The sequence below is a fragment of the Chryseobacterium piperi genome, assembly GCF_002285635.2.
In the GTDB taxonomy this organism is placed as follows: Bacteria; Bacteroidota; Bacteroidia; order Flavobacteriales; family Weeksellaceae; genus Chryseobacterium; species Chryseobacterium piperi.
In genome coordinates this window covers 4308803-4323784 of record NZ_CP023049.2, presented here as the reverse complement: position 1 = coordinate 4323784, position 14982 = coordinate 4308803, and the positions used below count along the sequence as shown (strand labels likewise).

14 protein-coding genes are annotated in these 14982 nt (G+C 30.1%); all 14 read right to left on the bottom strand.

The annotated features are described in order from the left end of the window. Nucleotides 1-29 precede the first annotated feature (29 nt). The 14 genes from CJF12_RS18940 to CJF12_RS20435 all read right to left on the bottom strand — a co-directional run bounded on the left by CJF12_RS18940 (nt 30) and on the right by CJF12_RS20435 (nt 14981). Nucleotides 30-1130 (bottom strand): glycosyltransferase family 4 protein, encoded by a 1101-nt coding sequence (locus CJF12_RS18940; protein WP_034682606.1) that lies wholly within the window; start codon nt 1128-1130, stop codon nt 30-32. 2 nt (nt 1131-1132) lie between these two features. Continuing rightward, nucleotides 1133-2464, bottom strand: a complete 1332-nt coding sequence (locus CJF12_RS18935) for an O-antigen polymerase (protein WP_034682604.1) — start codon at nt 2462-2464, stop codon at nt 1133-1135. Next, nucleotides 2465-3337 carry a glycosyltransferase family 2 protein gene (locus CJF12_RS18930; protein WP_051887214.1) on the bottom strand — a complete coding sequence of 291 codons (873 nt, stop codon included), beginning with the start codon at nt 3335-3337 and terminating at the stop codon, nt 2465-2467. Beyond that, nucleotides 3316-4377, bottom strand: coding sequence for a glycosyltransferase family 2 protein (locus tag CJF12_RS18925; protein ID WP_157759874.1), 1062 nt, complete (start codon nt 4375-4377; stop codon nt 3316-3318). The genes CJF12_RS18930 and CJF12_RS18925 overlap by 22 nt, the downstream gene beginning before the upstream one ends. 1 nt (nt 4378) lies before the next feature. Further along, nucleotides 4379-5827: an oligosaccharide flippase family protein gene (locus CJF12_RS18920; protein WP_131329513.1), complete on the bottom strand. Its 1449-nt coding sequence runs from the start codon at nt 5825-5827 to the stop codon at nt 4379-4381. A gap of 34 nt (nt 5828-5861) precedes the next feature. Then, nucleotides 5862-8207: a GumC family protein gene (locus CJF12_RS18915; protein ID WP_034682601.1), complete on the bottom strand. Its 2346-nt coding sequence runs from the start codon at nt 8205-8207 to the stop codon at nt 5862-5864. 238 nt (nt 8208-8445) lie between these two features. Then, entirely contained in the window at nt 8446-9072 is a 627-nt protein-coding gene (locus CJF12_RS18910) for a DUF3575 domain-containing protein (RefSeq protein ID WP_034682600.1), read from the bottom strand. A 29-nt stretch (nt 9073-9101) separates the two neighbouring features. After that, entirely contained in the window at nt 9102-9641 is a 540-nt protein-coding gene (locus CJF12_RS18905) for a sugar transferase (RefSeq protein WP_084675613.1), read from the bottom strand. 133 nt (nt 9642-9774) lie between these two features. Further along, the gene (locus tag CJF12_RS18900) at nt 9775-10911 is read right to left on the bottom strand and encodes an aminotransferase class I/II-fold pyridoxal phosphate-dependent enzyme (protein ID WP_034682596.1); all 1137 of its coding nucleotides are present in this window, start codon (nt 10909-10911) and stop codon (nt 9775-9777) included. 93 nt (nt 10912-11004) lie between these two features. After that, nucleotides 11005-11556, bottom strand: coding sequence for a sugar transferase (locus tag CJF12_RS18895; RefSeq protein WP_034682594.1), 552 nt, complete (start codon nt 11554-11556; stop codon nt 11005-11007). Between the two features lie 31 nt (nt 11557-11587). After that, on the bottom strand, nt 11588-12490 hold the full coding sequence (locus tag CJF12_RS18890; RefSeq protein WP_034682588.1) for an NAD-dependent epimerase/dehydratase family protein: 903 nt from the start codon (nt 12488-12490) through the stop codon (nt 11588-11590). Further along, the gene (locus CJF12_RS18885) at nt 12487-13563 is read right to left on the bottom strand and encodes a right-handed parallel beta-helix repeat-containing protein (protein ID WP_051887212.1); all 1077 of its coding nucleotides are present in this window, start codon (nt 13561-13563) and stop codon (nt 12487-12489) included. The genes CJF12_RS18890 and CJF12_RS18885 overlap by 4 nt, the downstream gene beginning before the upstream one ends. 13 nt (nt 13564-13576) lie before the next feature. Beyond that, nucleotides 13577-14389 carry a glycosyltransferase gene (locus CJF12_RS18880; RefSeq protein WP_034682661.1) on the bottom strand — a complete coding sequence of 271 codons (813 nt, stop codon included), beginning with the start codon at nt 14387-14389 and terminating at the stop codon, nt 13577-13579. Then, complete coding sequence (locus CJF12_RS20435; protein WP_034682586.1) at nt 14382-14981, bottom strand: LbetaH domain-containing protein; 600 nt, start codon at nt 14979-14981, stop codon at nt 14382-14384. Before CJF12_RS20435 ends, CJF12_RS18880 begins: the two co-directional genes overlap by 8 nt. Between the last annotated feature and the right edge of the window lies 1 nt (nt 14982).

Here is a 14982-nt window from a genome sequence, read left to right as displayed (position 1 = left end):
AGCTTCTGAAGTTAAGTATCACATTATGACTAGTTTCTTACTCTAAAAACTTTCTTGTAAAACTCCAAATACTCTTCAAACGTTTTATCCCAAGAAAATTTCTTAGCGTGTAAAGCACCCTTCCTTTTTAGTTCATCTCTTAAGAACAAATCATTTTTTAATTTTAAAATAGACTCTGCAATTTTTTCAGCATTAATGTCATCTATTAATACGGCACCATCACCTGCGACTTCAGGGATGGATGATGTATTGGCAGCGACAACATTACACATTGTTTTAAATGCCTCAACAACGGGTATACCAAACCCTTCGTATGAAGAAGGGTATAATAATGTAAAAGCATTATTATAAAGATAATTCAATTTAGTATTATCAAGGCTGCTAAATATCATATATCTTCCTTTTAAATGGTTATTCAAAAAAGAGACTTCCTTATTTGACAAAGGCTCACCTACAATCACAAAAGTAAAATCGTCTTTTATGAATGACATCGCCATCACTGCCATATCAAAGTTTTTATATGAGGTTCGATGCCCTACATACAAAACATAGCTATCTTTTTGAAGGTTTTTAAATCTCTCATCTATACCTTCTAAATTATGCTTTTTTTCTATATAATAAAAGTCATCACTGACTCCATTGTAAATAACAGTAATGTTCTTATTTCTCAACCCCGGATGATATTCTAACAGATCTTTCTTTGTATTTTCTGATATGCATACAATTCCTGAGGATCTTTGTAATGCTATTTTTTTTTGATAATAATGTACCCATTTCGCCAATCCTCTGCCATACTTATCAGTAATAAGATCATGAACAGTTGTAATATTACACGCTTTATTAGATAAAGAAAACCTATAGTAACTTGAATGAAAAATACTTTTTTCTTTAATCCTATTAAAGAATGGAAGATATCGTTTTATTTGAATTTTAAGATTAGGAAAATTTTCATATTCAAGATTTTTAAGTTTTAACTTCTTTCTTGATAAATTTTCGTTCTTAGTAGTTTGTTCAAAGAATATGGCATCTTCATAAGTCTCATTAAATCTCTTTGCCAACTCTGACCAGTATACTGATACGCCCCCCGACTTCTGCAAGTAAAAAACAATATTATCTAGTATGATTTTCATATCTATCTATTAAGTAATAAAATGGCTTTTTTTATAGAAGGTAGTATATATATAAATAATGCCGTAAAGAAAAACTGATAAAAGAATGTACCTAACTCTCCTCTACAAAAATCAAGAATCATCGTAAAAAATACAAAATTTAAAACCTGATGATTTCTATTTTGAATGAAACTAATCACTAATCCAACTAAAAAGTAACAAAAGAAAGGACCTAAAACTCCAAAGTTTACAAAAGCTTCAGAAACAGGCGTATAGGCAAACCCCATCTTATATCTCTTCCCGAAATGCTTTTGTATAAATTGATTGGCTAATGAATTTGGCTTTTCCGGATAAATTGCTCTTGGTATGAAAAACAGAACCGGATATGATAAAGACTCACCATATTTATATTCTATTTTGTTCTTCAACATATCATCAACCTCAAAACTTAAGGTGTAAAAAGGATAGGTAAATTCATTATTAGTAAGTGCGGCTACCGAAGATTCACTACTATTCATATTTGTATTACTAGAAAGGCTTCCACGAATAGTACCTAAGTACTGAAAAATGAAGATGGAGAAAAGAAGTACCACAAACCAAAAAAGATTAAACTTAAGCTTTTTTATATTCACAAAAATCCAAAAAACTCCTGTGACCATTGGCATAAAATCTCTTCTATTCCCTGCTGCCAGCTGCATAAGAACATAGTAAAGCAAAATAGCTGATATTATAAAAAGTATTAATTTAGAAATCTTTTTATAATAATAAATAAAATAAAGATATATTCCGGAAATTAAAAGACCTACAACAATTTGTGATTGCTCCCGTGTCTCAAAAACTTCTGACCTATCTTTTGTCAGTACTGATAAGTTAAAGAAAGCCCCAATACTAATAAAAAAGTAAGACATGTAGCCTGTTAAAAGAATCAGCAAAATCACCAAAAAAATGGAATAAAAAACACTTGGTTCACTTTCTTTTATTTCTTCTTTGTAGGCTTCATTATAAAGCTTCTGCTTCACAAAACTATATCCTAAGAGATATGAGGGAAGAGTAGCGCCATAAATAATAGTTGACAGGTAAATATTCTGTGGAATTTCATCAAGGAGAATTAAACTTGCAATACTGTGTAAAGCACCATACAGGAAAAGAAAAAGTAAGAAAATTAATCCTGTATTATTAGCCAACAAATATTCTACTCTGGTTTTTATGACTGCAAAACCTAAAAAAAGTGAATATATATAAGCAAACACTAAAATATAATCATTCTTGAAGAAGAATAGAATAATGTAAAGAAGAATCAGCAACAAACATTGCTGTAACGCAAACGTACTAAATAATTTCTTTAAAACTCCCATTTATTTCAACTCTTTTTTTGCAAATCTTTTCCCCATTAATAATGCAGAAAACTCTACTGCATAAAAATCAGAACTCTTCTTATCTACCAGTTTATATAATATATATCCAAAAATACTAATAAGGATCCTTTTGTAATATTTCATATGTAAATGATGCTTTACACATAAATAAGCCGTACCGCATCTATACTTAAATACACGATTAAGCGATGCCAAATCACCTTTAGATAGTATTACCTGCGGATGATAAAACTCAACATCCGGAGAAAATAACACTTTTTTTGGAGCTTTTTTGTCAGAAAGTATTCTATATAACCAATCAAACCCTTCTTCAGCTCCAAAAAAAGTTCCTACTCCCATATTTTCATCAAATTCATAAGTTCGCAAGATATCTGCTTTACAGATCGTTGTTGCTTCAACGAAGCCACCTGCCATATTATTTTTATTGAGATAGTATGCTTTTTTTTTAAATTGTAAAACACTATCGTTACCTTTCTCGTCAAGACATTTTCCAAAAATAATATCCAAATCTTGAGCGCGAATTAATTCAATCGCTTTAGCATAGGTATTTTTGTAAATAAGACAATCATCATCCGGAAAACTAATATATACTCCTGCAGCCTTTCTAAAACCAAAATTTTTCGCTTTTGACAGCCCTTTAAAACCGACCTTATAATGTCTAATCGGAAGCCATGACATTGCCATAGCAACTATATCATCAATCAATGCTTCTGTATTCTGATCAACAATAATAATTTCAAAAGCACAAGCTATATTAGCATCAGCAATAGATTGTAAAAGCTTTTCAACCTCTGCCCTCCTTCCTAAAGTAGGAATTATTATAGAAAGTTTTATATCTGTTTTCTTATCCATTTAAAAGTAGAGAGGTTGAAGATTAAAAAAAAATTCCTTACGAAACTAACTGTAATAAGTGCAGAAACTTTTATTACTTGATTATATTTTATACCATTTCTCAACATACATAAATAAGTGAATATATAATATTGTGACGTATAATCATTAATTTCTTGGCGCTCTGCACTAGAAACAGAATATTTATTCAAATATGTTTTCCTAATATAGTTAATCTGATTTAGTGCTGTATTCAAAAATGAATAGGGATAAATCTTTACAGTGTCTTCATATTTTGATAAATTCCAGTAATGAAAATTTTCAGGATCAGTACTTAGTTCCTTCAAAATAAATTTTTTCGCAATTTTAATATGACTTTCGATCTGACTTTTATTATATGATCGGGATATTCCATCTTCATTAATTCTATAAAGATATAATGGACAAGGAAGAATTTTTACTATTACTTCTTTTTGAAGCAATATATCTACAAAAAGATCATAATCTTCAGCTGCTATATAGTCTTCTTTGTAACCTCCTCTATCCTCAATCAGAGATCTATTAATCATAGATGGTGCATGTGGTATAGGAGAATTAAAGAAAGACGTATATCTTATTCCCATTTTTGTGGTGAGTAATTGTAAACCTCTTGTCTTTAATTTTTGTCCAGAACTACCAATTAATGTATAAGCACTGGAAACAATATCTGCATTATAGAGATTTTTACAATGTAAAAGCTTTTCAAATCTATGAATGTCACTAATATCATCACCATCTAAAAAGACTACAGTTTCGTTCATTGCTAGGGAAAGCAAAACATTCTTTGTCTTTGTAATTCCTAAATTTTCTGAATTTCTAAAAACTTTGATTCTTTCATCTTTTTTACAATAATCTTCCAGAATATTAAGGGTATCATCAGAAGAGCAGTCATCTACACACAAAACTTCAAAGTGAGGGTATGTCTGCACAAGAACTGAGTCTAATGCTATACCAATATATCTTTCAACATTATAGCATGCCATTAAAACGGATATTTTTGTGTATTTTTCTGAATCAACCATATTATTTAAATCGTTTATAGAGTTGGTTTGCATAGTTAATAACTAAACTATCTCGTACCAGAATGAGTTGAAAGCACAAATAAAAAAGACCAGATGATATTATTCCAATGACTAATTTTATAAGCTTATTTTCATTTGGCAAGAAATAATATATTGGAATAAAAACAATACAAATTGCAAAGGTTTTTATCAAAAAAACAATCTTCTTCTCGAACTTATAACATTTGTTTGCAAAATAAAATAAAAGACTGCAAACCAGAATTTCAGTACATAAAAAAGCATATGTAGCTCCCATATACCCCCAGCGTGGCATTAAAATAAGATTAAGTATAACACTCAAAACCGTTCCTGCAAGAGTAGAACCTAAAAAGAATTTTTCTTTTTTTAAAGGAGTGAGGATATTCAGCGCAAATAAATTACTAAAAGGAATTAAAAACACTAAAATTGCAAAAAAACGCAATGAATATACCGCTGGCAAAAACTCATTTCCTCCTAATAAAAAAATAAACTCTTCAGCGTAAGTAAAAATAAATACACTCGTTGGCAAACCAAAAAATATATTAAAAGTAACAGTCTTAACAATTAGTGATGCAAAGTAATCAGTATTTTTATTTAATACTGCTGTTGAGACTTGGGATATGAGAACTGTTGTCAAAGATGAAACTACAATTACGAAAATATTAAAAACCCTAAAGGCCAATGAAAAAAGACCAACATCTTTAGTTGTGCTCAATATTCCTAATAAAATAGTAGTCATAGTCACATAAATACTAATCATAAATTTTGTAGTAAAAAAGATAAAAAGCGGCTTTATGTGCTTCAGAATATTTTTCTTACTGGGTACTTTAAACATAATGTTCTTACTTACATACAATAAGTTAAAAAGCCCTGTAATAGCAAATGCAATTGTTGTAATAATATAATATAGAACATCATCATCACTACTTTTTACAAAAAAATATATTAAAAAAATACTTAGTAGTTTTATGACAAATGTACGGAGAGCAATAAATTTAAAGTTTTCTATCCCTTGAAAATACCATTCTAAAGAAAAAATACCTGCAATAACCTGAATTGTTCCTAGAAAATAATAGATTCTAAACTCCGCAATCTGAGTATTATAAATTATAAAACCAAGATATAGAACGGTACAAAAAATCGTTAATAAAAAATTGATGCTTATAAGTTCTGAAAAAGTCTTGTTAAGAGCATCTTTTGAAGAGTTTCTTGCAATTGATATCTCTCTAACCCCGTAAATTGGAATTCCTAAAGCAGCAATTGTAATTATATATTGTGCTATATTATCAACGAGATTAAATACACCTATTGTTGACGGGCCTAATATTCTATTGATATAGGGCAATATTAAAATCGGAAAAAGAATCTGACTTAATATCAATAATAAGCTGTAAACAAAATTTTTTTTAATACTCATAGTAGCTAAACTCAAATGAATATTTAAGTATTTCAAGCATCCTTGTTATCTATTTTCTTTGCCACCATTTTCTTTCTGTTGCATTATATCCATATCCATATTGGTTACCATATCCAAAATTATCTCTATCTACATCATTCAAGACAAAGGCAACATTTTTAATCTTGTTAGATGCAATATTATTATTTACAAATTCAAGATAGGATATTTCTGAATAATTAGATCTTATGACATACACTAATAAATCAGCATTATCAATAATTAAAAAGGAGTCAGTAACCGGCATTAATGGTGCAGTATCCATTATAATAAAATCATACTCAGACTCAAAATGAGATACAAGTTCTTTGTACTTTCCATTAGATAAAAGATCTGCCGGATTAGGTGGTATGATTCCAGAATAAATAAAATCACAATTTTTATGGAAACCACTCGGATGAACAATTGTATTAACATCTGTTACTTCACCATACAAATATTCTGAAAGTCCCTTTGCAGATTTCATTTGCGGATTATACCTCTGTAGTTGAGGGTTTCTGATATCAGATCCAATCACTAAAACTTTTTTATTAGACGAAGATAAAACCAATGCAAGATTAACTGAAATGAGTGTTTTTCCTTCTCCCTTGACACTTGATGTGATCATAATCTTATGAGCACTTTGTTTTGGCTGCATCAAGTATTTAAGATTGGTCATTAATATTCTAAAAGACTCTGCTAGTGATGAAAGATCATTATTCTGAACTAAATGATTTTCATTATTTTTCAAAGAAGGAATCTCTCCTAATAACGGCACTACTGAATGTTTTGAAATATCTTTTCGAGATAGGATTTTATTATTTAGTAATTCTTTGATATAAATAATTAAGAATGGAATTATAAACCCTAATACTAAAGCAATGAAAAGAGTAACCACTTTCTTAGGAGAAACAGGTTTTTTAAATACAAAAGCTTTATCAATGACTCTAGCTTTATCAGCCGTAATTGCCATAGATATTGCAGCTTCTTCTCTTTTTTGTAATAATAAAAGATATAAATTTTCTTTAATTTGTTGTTGTCTCTCAATACTTCTAAATAAGCGTTCCTGATTGGGAATTCGATCAATCTTTTGACGAGAATCACTAAATTCTCCTGTAGCTTTTCTTTTATAAAGATTAAGAGCAGAAATATTTTTATTGATACTTTCTTTGATTGAAAACTTCAGGTCTTTAAGCTGATTTTCAAGATCTTTTACTAATGGATTATTTACCGTAGCATTTTCCATTAGTTTATTTCTTGTTAAAACCAAAACATTATATTCTTGAATACCTTCTTTTGCCGCATTACTTTCCAATCCTACATTAATTGGAAGAATGTCTTCAATAGTTTTTGTAGTCAGGTAACTTTGAAGTGTGTTATTCAACTCTAATTGAGTCTCTAAATCCAACATCTTGGCTTTACTTTTCTCCTTCATACCCAAATCAATCTGGGCTTCTGTGGCCAAATCGATAATATTTTTATCTGATTTGAATTTTTCTTTCTGACTTTCAACGTCTCCCAATTGTTTAGAAATTAAAACGATTCGATCGTCTATAAAATCCTTTGTTTTTTGAGACTCTATATTCTTGTCATTTATATTATAAAAATTGTATTGCTTGACAACAGTATTTAGAAAGTCTTTACCTTTTTGAGCAACCGGATAGTTAACAGATAAAGCTAAAACGGTAGATTCTTTATCTACTAAATCTACATGCAAATCTTCCTGAAAGGAATCTACAGTTTCTTCAAATGTTGAATATTTAAAATAGAGATCCGATAAGGATTTGTTTTTAAGTTGTGATAATTTGAAAGAGGGGTTTTTTGAAATAATAATATTGGCAAAAGGAAGGCTAATCGTTCTGTCAAAGCTACCTTCTATGTTTTTACCCCATTCTTTAGATGAAAGAACAATTTTGTTTCCATCTACCTTTACATCAATAGGCTTTTTGGGTGATTCAGCTTGTTGTTTTTCATTTATAATCCTAAAAATATAAGGAGAAGTATTTCCATATAATTCTACATCATGAAAAGTTCCTTTTTGAAATAAAGAAGTTTGAAAGTTGTATTCTTTTAAAACATCATAAATAATATTTTTGGATTTAAATATTTCAATTTCATTTTCAATACTATTGGTTGCCATTCCTGAAAACCCGCCTAAGCTCTGAAGTACCCCAAAGTCACCTGATGCCGAAGACATTTTTTTAGCATCTTTAATAAGTACAGATGTTTGTACTTTATATACCGTTTGTGAAGACTTGATATACAATATTGCTAGAAAAATTGTTATAATAAAGCTGACTAAAAACCACAACCACCTACGTATAAAAGGACTTATTATTTCTTTAGGATCAAATTCTTTGTTATTATTCTTATCCATTTCTTAGGATTATGTTATCAATTGAAAAATTTATTAGTTTATTCGTTTTAAACGTCTGCAAATATATCTATATTTTATATATTCTTAACAGTATTTCCAGTTAAATTGGAAGATGTATTATATTTTTGATAATCCTATTTAAACCTAAGTTATCATTAGTGTTCTTAATTAAAAAAATATTGTTTGAAGGAAGGTTGATATCTCTTATTTTTTATTGCGTAAATTTTTGCAATCCAAACTAATTTATTCTATATGTTAGCATTAATCCTCCCCTTGTTGGGATCAGCTCTCCACTTTTATTAAAGTTTTTTGCACCATCATATCTTTCTCCATTATCCTTAAAATATCCTTTGTAGAATGATTGCGTAGTACCTATTCCAGCATACACATCTAATCCCCAGTTATTATTAATGGTAAAATGATATCCTCCACTGATACCAAAAATAAAGGCAAGCCCTTTCTGATACCTTCCTGTAACACGGACACTTCCATCTGGTAATATCTCTGGTTGTCCTAATTCATCAAACACTGGTTTATCCTTCCAATAATTCCACTTTTGAAGATTAAATGCGGCCATTGAGACATAGGTTCCAACATACCAGTTTTTCATTTTTTCCTTAAAATAATACCTCCCCTCCACAGTTCCCATATAAATCTGTAAATTCCTACCATTAAAAGATTTCCATGGAGAAACAAATGCCTCAACTTGCATAGAAATTTTGTTGTTAATTGGTTTTTCTACAGCGATATTATAAATTCCAACTGGTGCAAAAAGAGTATTTACTTTTATTTCTGTCTGTGCATTAAGTAAAGCTGCAAAGAATAGGCTTCCCGATAGGACAATTTTTTTATATAGGGGTTTCATTATGCTATAACTTTTTTATTTGGGGTATATTATCTTTTTAAAAGTGAAAAGGTTTTCAATAAAATATAACAGTCTTCTTTTAAAGAGAGATTATGATAGTAATCCAAATTCATTTTTACTTTATCTGGAAAGAGTACTGTATCATTATATTGTAAAGGATTTTCCTGTTGATTAAGCAGATTTTCTTCGCTACGATATTTAATTCCGGCCTCACTTGTGAGCCCAGGCTTAAGCTGAAGAACGAGACGGTCTTCACCTGTTAATTTATCATAGTATCCCGGAATATCAGGTCTTGGGCCTACCAGTGACATATCCCCTTTTAAGATATTGAATAATTGGGGGAGCTCATCTAATTTATTTTTTCTCATCCATTTTCCAATAGATGATTTATGAAGTGTTTGAGGATGAAGTGTTCTGAATTTATAAATTGAAAAAGGTTTTGCATCCCAACCAATGCGTTTTTGAATAAAAAGTCCGGGAAACCCTGTATCCCAAGAGGTCAGACATATCAAAAAAACAAATATAGGAGACAGTAGTATAATAGCAAAAATTGCTATACTGTAGTCCATCAGCATCTTCCAAAGAGGGTATTTTTTCACAGGATCTGTATTCCCAACAAATATATAAAATCTGTCTTAGATAGATTACTTCTACATCATTTTTTGTTACGATATGAAGAGGGTCCAAGCCCTTTTACAAGCATCAGATCTCAAAAAAGTTTTTTAGTACATTTTTAATTCTAATTCTGTCATCATCTGTGAGGTTAGATCCCGATGGGAGACATAATCCATTTTCAAAAAGAGTTTCAGCCACTTTTCCTCCATAATAAGGAGCATCAACAAAAACAGGTTGCATATGAAGAGGCTTCCATAGAGGACGTGATTCTATATCCTGTTCAAGAAAAGCAATGCGCAACTCTTCTCGGTTTTTACCAATTTTCTCTTTATCTATTACGATTGCTGATAACCAATGGTTAGAGTAAAAATCTATACTTGGTTCAGAGAAAACACTAACACCATCGACATCTTTCAATAGGTCTGTATAAAAGTCATGCATTTTTCTACGGGCTAGTACTCTATCATTTAGAACCATCATCTGTCCTCTTCCTATTCCGGCAATAATATTACTCATTCTATAATTATACCCGATTTGTGAATGCTGATAATGAGGAGCAGAATCTCTTGCCTGTGTCGAAAGAAATATCACTTTATTTTTATCTTCCTGAGAATGACATACCAATGCTCCTCCTCCTGAAGTTGTAATAATTTTATTTCCATTAAAAGACAAAACTCCAAAGTTTCCAAACGTTCCGCAAACTTTTCCTTTGTATTTTGAGCCTAACGCTTCTGCAGCATCTTCAATAAGTGGAATTTCATATTTTTGAGCAATAGTTAGAATTTCATCCATTTTAGCAGGCATACCATAAAGATGGACAACAACAATTGCTTTGGGTTTTTTACCATTCAAAATCCGATCTTCAATAGCTCTTTGTAAAGTAACTGGACACATATTCCATGTTTCTGTCTCACTATCTATAAAAACAGGAGTAGCCCCGCAATATGTAATCGGATTCGCCGAAGCAATAAAAGAAAAGGTAGATGTTAATACTTCATCCTCACTTGTTACTCCTAATAGTATTAATGCTAAATGTATTGCAGATGTAGCAGAATTGAGAACACAGACTTCCGTATCATCTTTAAGAAATTGCTTCAGACTGGTTTCAAATTCATCAATATTATCTCCTATTGAAGTTACCCAATTCTTATTGAAAGCATCTTCGATAAAAGATAATTCATTTCCGGAAAGATGTGGGGAAGAGAGCCAAATTTTATTTTGCATTGTGCTTGTTCAAATAACAAATATAATTCTTCCTGCTGAATTTATATCTTCAGATTTAAAATTTGATAAAATTATATATAGTATGAAATAATATTACTTCCCTATTCTGTCTCCTTGCCCTTTTCCTCCAACGGTAGCCAGAATATATTTTATATAATTAGAAACGTTTAAAGTTTTAAGCATTTCAGCATCTTTTTCAGCAAGTTCAACAGGAGTAGACATATCTATTTCATTGATTTGCGCTAATCCTGTGATACCAGGAATAAATTTGTAAACTCCTCTTTTCTCTCTCTCCTCTATTAATTCTGTTTGGTTAAAAAGATTAGGCCTCGGTCCTACTAAGCTCATATCACCTTTCAAAACATTAATAAGTTGGGGTAACTCGTCCAATTTTGACTTTCGTAAAAAGCTCCCAAATTTCGTTACCGAAGAGTTACTCGATAAGTGAGTTGCCACCGATTTCGTATCGACATGCATTGTTCTGAACTTTAGAAGGTTAAACTTTTTTTTATTTTTCCCAACTCTTTCTTGAACAAAAATAGGTGATCCTGTATCAAATAAACCTATAATATATAAAATTAAGCCGACAGGCCATAAAAAAAGGATTCCAAGGAATGAAAATGTAAAATCGAGTACGCGTATCATGAGAATAAATATTAGATGATCAATTGATATATTATTTTATAAAACTCTTAATGGTTTTTATTAGGCCTTGTTCTGTTGTTATTGGTAAACTATCAACTTTTATTGCCGATTTAATTTTTTGATTAGAAACAACATAAGATTCCGTTAATTTTTTTAGTCTTTCAGAATTCAAAGGTAAATGAAATTTATCTCCCATTCTGGCAGTTATTTCCAAATACTTTTGTGGAATCTTCCAAAGCCTGGATTTTTTATCTAATGTCTTAGTAATTATCTGAATTAAATTATTAGTAGATATAGCTTGATCATCAGCAAAATTATAAATGCCGGATTCTATATCTTCATTCATAAGTATTTGATAAATTATAAAATTTAAATTATCAATACTTAAAAATGATCTTTTATTCTCAAAAGCTCCTAATGGCCAAGGTATTCCCTTTTCCACAATCTTAAATAATAGATTCAAATTTCCTTTATTACATGGACCATGAATTATACATGGGCGGATAATAAAAACCCTTTTTCCTTCAGGTAATTTTTGACTTAATAAAAAATTTTCGGCCTCGAGTTTAGATTTTCCATAAGCAGTTAAAGGCTCTCCAATTACATCTTCAGTTAGTACCCCTTCAACTGTATCTGCTACTGCTTTTACTGAGCTGAAATATAAAAAATCACTTATTTCTGACCGTAAGAATTCATTGAATAATAGCTTTGTTAAATCCCTATTAATACGGAAGTATTCTTCTTCCGCAGATGTATTAGCGGTATCGTGCGCTTTACCTGCTAAATGAATAATGGCATTGGCCTGTAGGTTAATATTTTCTTTCCAGTTTTGTTGGCGTAAAGATATTTGTTCTACATCAATCGATTTAGAAATAAGATATTGACTTAAATTTTGACCAACAAAACCTGTTGCTCCAGTAATTATTACTTTCATTTAAGTTTAAAATTATTAAATTTTGTTTTTAGCGTTGAATCAGTAGTATTTAAATTAAGATTTGAGAGATTTGATTTGTAAAAAAAGAATTTATCTTTATTATTATCATATCTTGTATTTTTAAGATTAATCAGTCCGTCTAAATTACTTGCAGTGGTATCATTTTTAAAGCCGTGGAAAGCAATTCCGTATTTCGAATAAGAATCTGTATGTCCATCAATATTTATTGATACGGTCTTCTTCTGACTAGATTTATATTGTTCAAACACTAAAAGAATTCCAGCCCATTTATTATTAAAAGTGGTTAAATTTTTAATATTAACTGTATCAAGATCATCAGCAATATTATTAGGCTCTATATCGATACCACTTTCTGGAATATTCCCATTGGTATTAGCTATATAACTATTAAGAATATCTATATTTTTAGCTGAAATAATAGAAATTCCGTTTCTTCTTACATTATCTATAACAGCATTCGCAATATAAATATTAGTAGACGGTTTATTCCCTGACTGTCCTAAATAGATTCCGTCTCCCCACGTATTTTTTATATATGGCGAATAGATTTTTATACTATCAGACCCTTTAATCCCAATTCCAAAACCCCATTCTCCATCACTTCCCAAATGATTAACTCTATCTCCTTCTAAATTGGCATAAAAAATTTTAATATTATTAACATTCTCGATATTCAACATGTTATAACCTTTTTTGGCAGATGGTATCAAGACCAGTTTAGAATTCGGTTGAAACAATAAAACCTGATTGCTGTTTAAGTTCAAGCCTTTATCATTAATTTCCATTACAGTGTTTGGAAGAAGAACAACATCATTCTTGTTTAATGCATCCTGTATATAAGATGTATAATCTGACGATGTATTTTTTTGCATGTTACTAGGTACTGTAACTGAATAAGCTTGTTTTACATACTTATTATATTCATCGTTAAATACAGGCTTATTAAGATACTTAGTAATCGTTTCTGTATTTATTTTTTTTACTGCAAAGGTTTGTGCATTAACAGAAAAACTGATAAGCATCACGATAAGTAAAAGTGTTTGATTTTTCATTTGAATTGATTTTTCATTTGAATTGATTTAATGTGATTTGATTTATTTTATCTCTTTCTCTATCAAAAAACCAGCCCCATTTATTAAAATAAGATTGTGCTGATTTTACAAATATTTTAAACAATCTTTTATTTTTATTAGCACCTGATTCATATCCATGATATACTGAAACCTTTGGAAAATATACCGTTTTAAATTTTTGATATACTCTGCGCGAAATATCCCAATCCTCAAAATACATAAAGAAACGATCATCATATAAACCTACATCCCGTAAAGCTTTTGCATTAAATAATGTAAAGCACCCTGAAAGAATCGGGGCTGTATATATCTGATGATCCGGTACATTTCTCAACTCATACCTCTCAATAAAACTATCATAAATAATTTTCGGCTGCTTAATTTTTCTTAAAAACAAACTTAAAGGTGAAGGTAATAATTTAGGAAGATGCTGTGCTGTTCCATCTAGATTCAAAATCTGTGGCATCATCATTCCTATTTTAGCATTCTCAGCCATATGCTCTACCATAGGTGTAATAACATCAGATGTAAAATATACATCAGGATTAATAACAAAATGGTAAGGTATGTTATCTTCTAATGTTTTTTTTAAAGCAATGTTGTGAGAAGCACCGAATCCTGGATTTGTCGGATTATGTATATATTCAATATTTTTTTTACCTTCGAAAAAAGATATTAAAGTATTACTTGGAGAATTATCTATCACATACAATTTATATGAAGATTTCACAAAATCTAGTGATTTAAATATGTTTTGAATATCTTCGGCCGAAGTATTATATAATACAATTGATAAATTAATCATTTTTAAAGGATATCCATTCATTTTTATCAAAATCAAATTTTTTCACAACTCTTGCGGGAGATCCAACTACAATACAAAATGGAGGAACATTCTTATTAACTACTGACATTGTACCCACAATAGATCCTTCACCAATTGTTACACCAGGTAAAATTGAAACGAACTCTCCGATCCACACGTTCTTTTCTATAATTACCGGACTGGAATAAAGAGGCCTCTTATCTGGTACTGTTTTAGGTGAATCACCATCATTCCCTGAATATTTACCATGATTATGATCCGTGATAAAAACTTTACTTGCTATTAGAACATGATCATGGATTTCTATTTTTTCAATAGCGCCTATATGGACATCATCATTGATTTGAACATGCTTACCAATACTAATAAGTGGTTCCGGCTTATTTTTGACGTTAAAAGCATCTAATCTACAATTAAAACCAGTTGTAAAACCTTTATCTATTTTAATATATTGTTTTCCCCTCAGCCGAAACGGAAATCTTATTATTCTAGCATTACTAAAAATAAATTTAGTTCTAATTTTAAAATACATCAATTGTATCAGCCCTAATAAACCATATGTTTTCAGCATC

Coding starts and splice junctions, on each gene's coding strand:
- CJF12_RS18910 (WP_034682600.1), bottom strand. CDS start 9,072: ATGAAACCCCTATATAAAAAAATTGTCCTATCGGGAAGCCTATTCTTT.
- CJF12_RS18915 (WP_034682601.1), bottom strand. CDS start 8,207: ATGGATAAGAATAATAACAAAGAATTTGATCCTAAAGAAATAATAAGT.
- CJF12_RS18925 (WP_157759874.1), bottom strand. CDS start 4,377: ATGGTTGATTCAGAAAAATACACAAAAATATCCGTTTTAATGGCATGC.
- CJF12_RS18900 (WP_034682596.1), bottom strand. CDS start 10,911: ATGCAAAATAAAATTTGGCTCTCTTCCCCACATCTTTCCGGAAATGAA.
- CJF12_RS18890 (WP_034682588.1), bottom strand. CDS start 12,490: ATGAAAGTAATAATTACTGGAGCAACAGGTTTTGTTGGTCAAAATTTA.
- CJF12_RS18935 (WP_034682604.1), bottom strand. CDS start 2,464: ATGGGAGTTTTAAAGAAATTATTTAGTACGTTTGCGTTACAGCAATGT.
- CJF12_RS18930 (WP_051887214.1), bottom strand. CDS start 3,337: ATGGATAAGAAAACAGATATAAAACTTTCTATAATAATTCCTACTTTA.
- CJF12_RS18885 (WP_051887212.1), bottom strand. CDS start 13,563: ATGAAAAATCAAACACTTTTACTTATCGTGATGCTTATCAGTTTTTCT.
- CJF12_RS18905 (WP_084675613.1), bottom strand. CDS start 9,641: ATGGACTACAGTATAGCAATTTTTGCTATTATACTACTGTCTCCTATA.
- CJF12_RS18940 (WP_034682606.1), bottom strand. CDS start 1,130: ATGAAAATCATACTAGATAATATTGTTTTTTACTTGCAGAAGTCGGGG.
- CJF12_RS18880 (WP_034682661.1), bottom strand. CDS start 14,389: ATGATTAATTTATCAATTGTATTATATAATACTTCGGCCGAAGATATT.
- CJF12_RS18895 (WP_034682594.1), bottom strand. CDS start 11,556: ATGATACGCGTACTCGATTTTACATTTTCATTCCTTGGAATCCTTTTT.
- CJF12_RS20435 (WP_034682586.1), bottom strand. CDS start 14,981: ATGCTGAAAACATATGGTTTATTAGGGCTGATACAATTGATGTATTTT.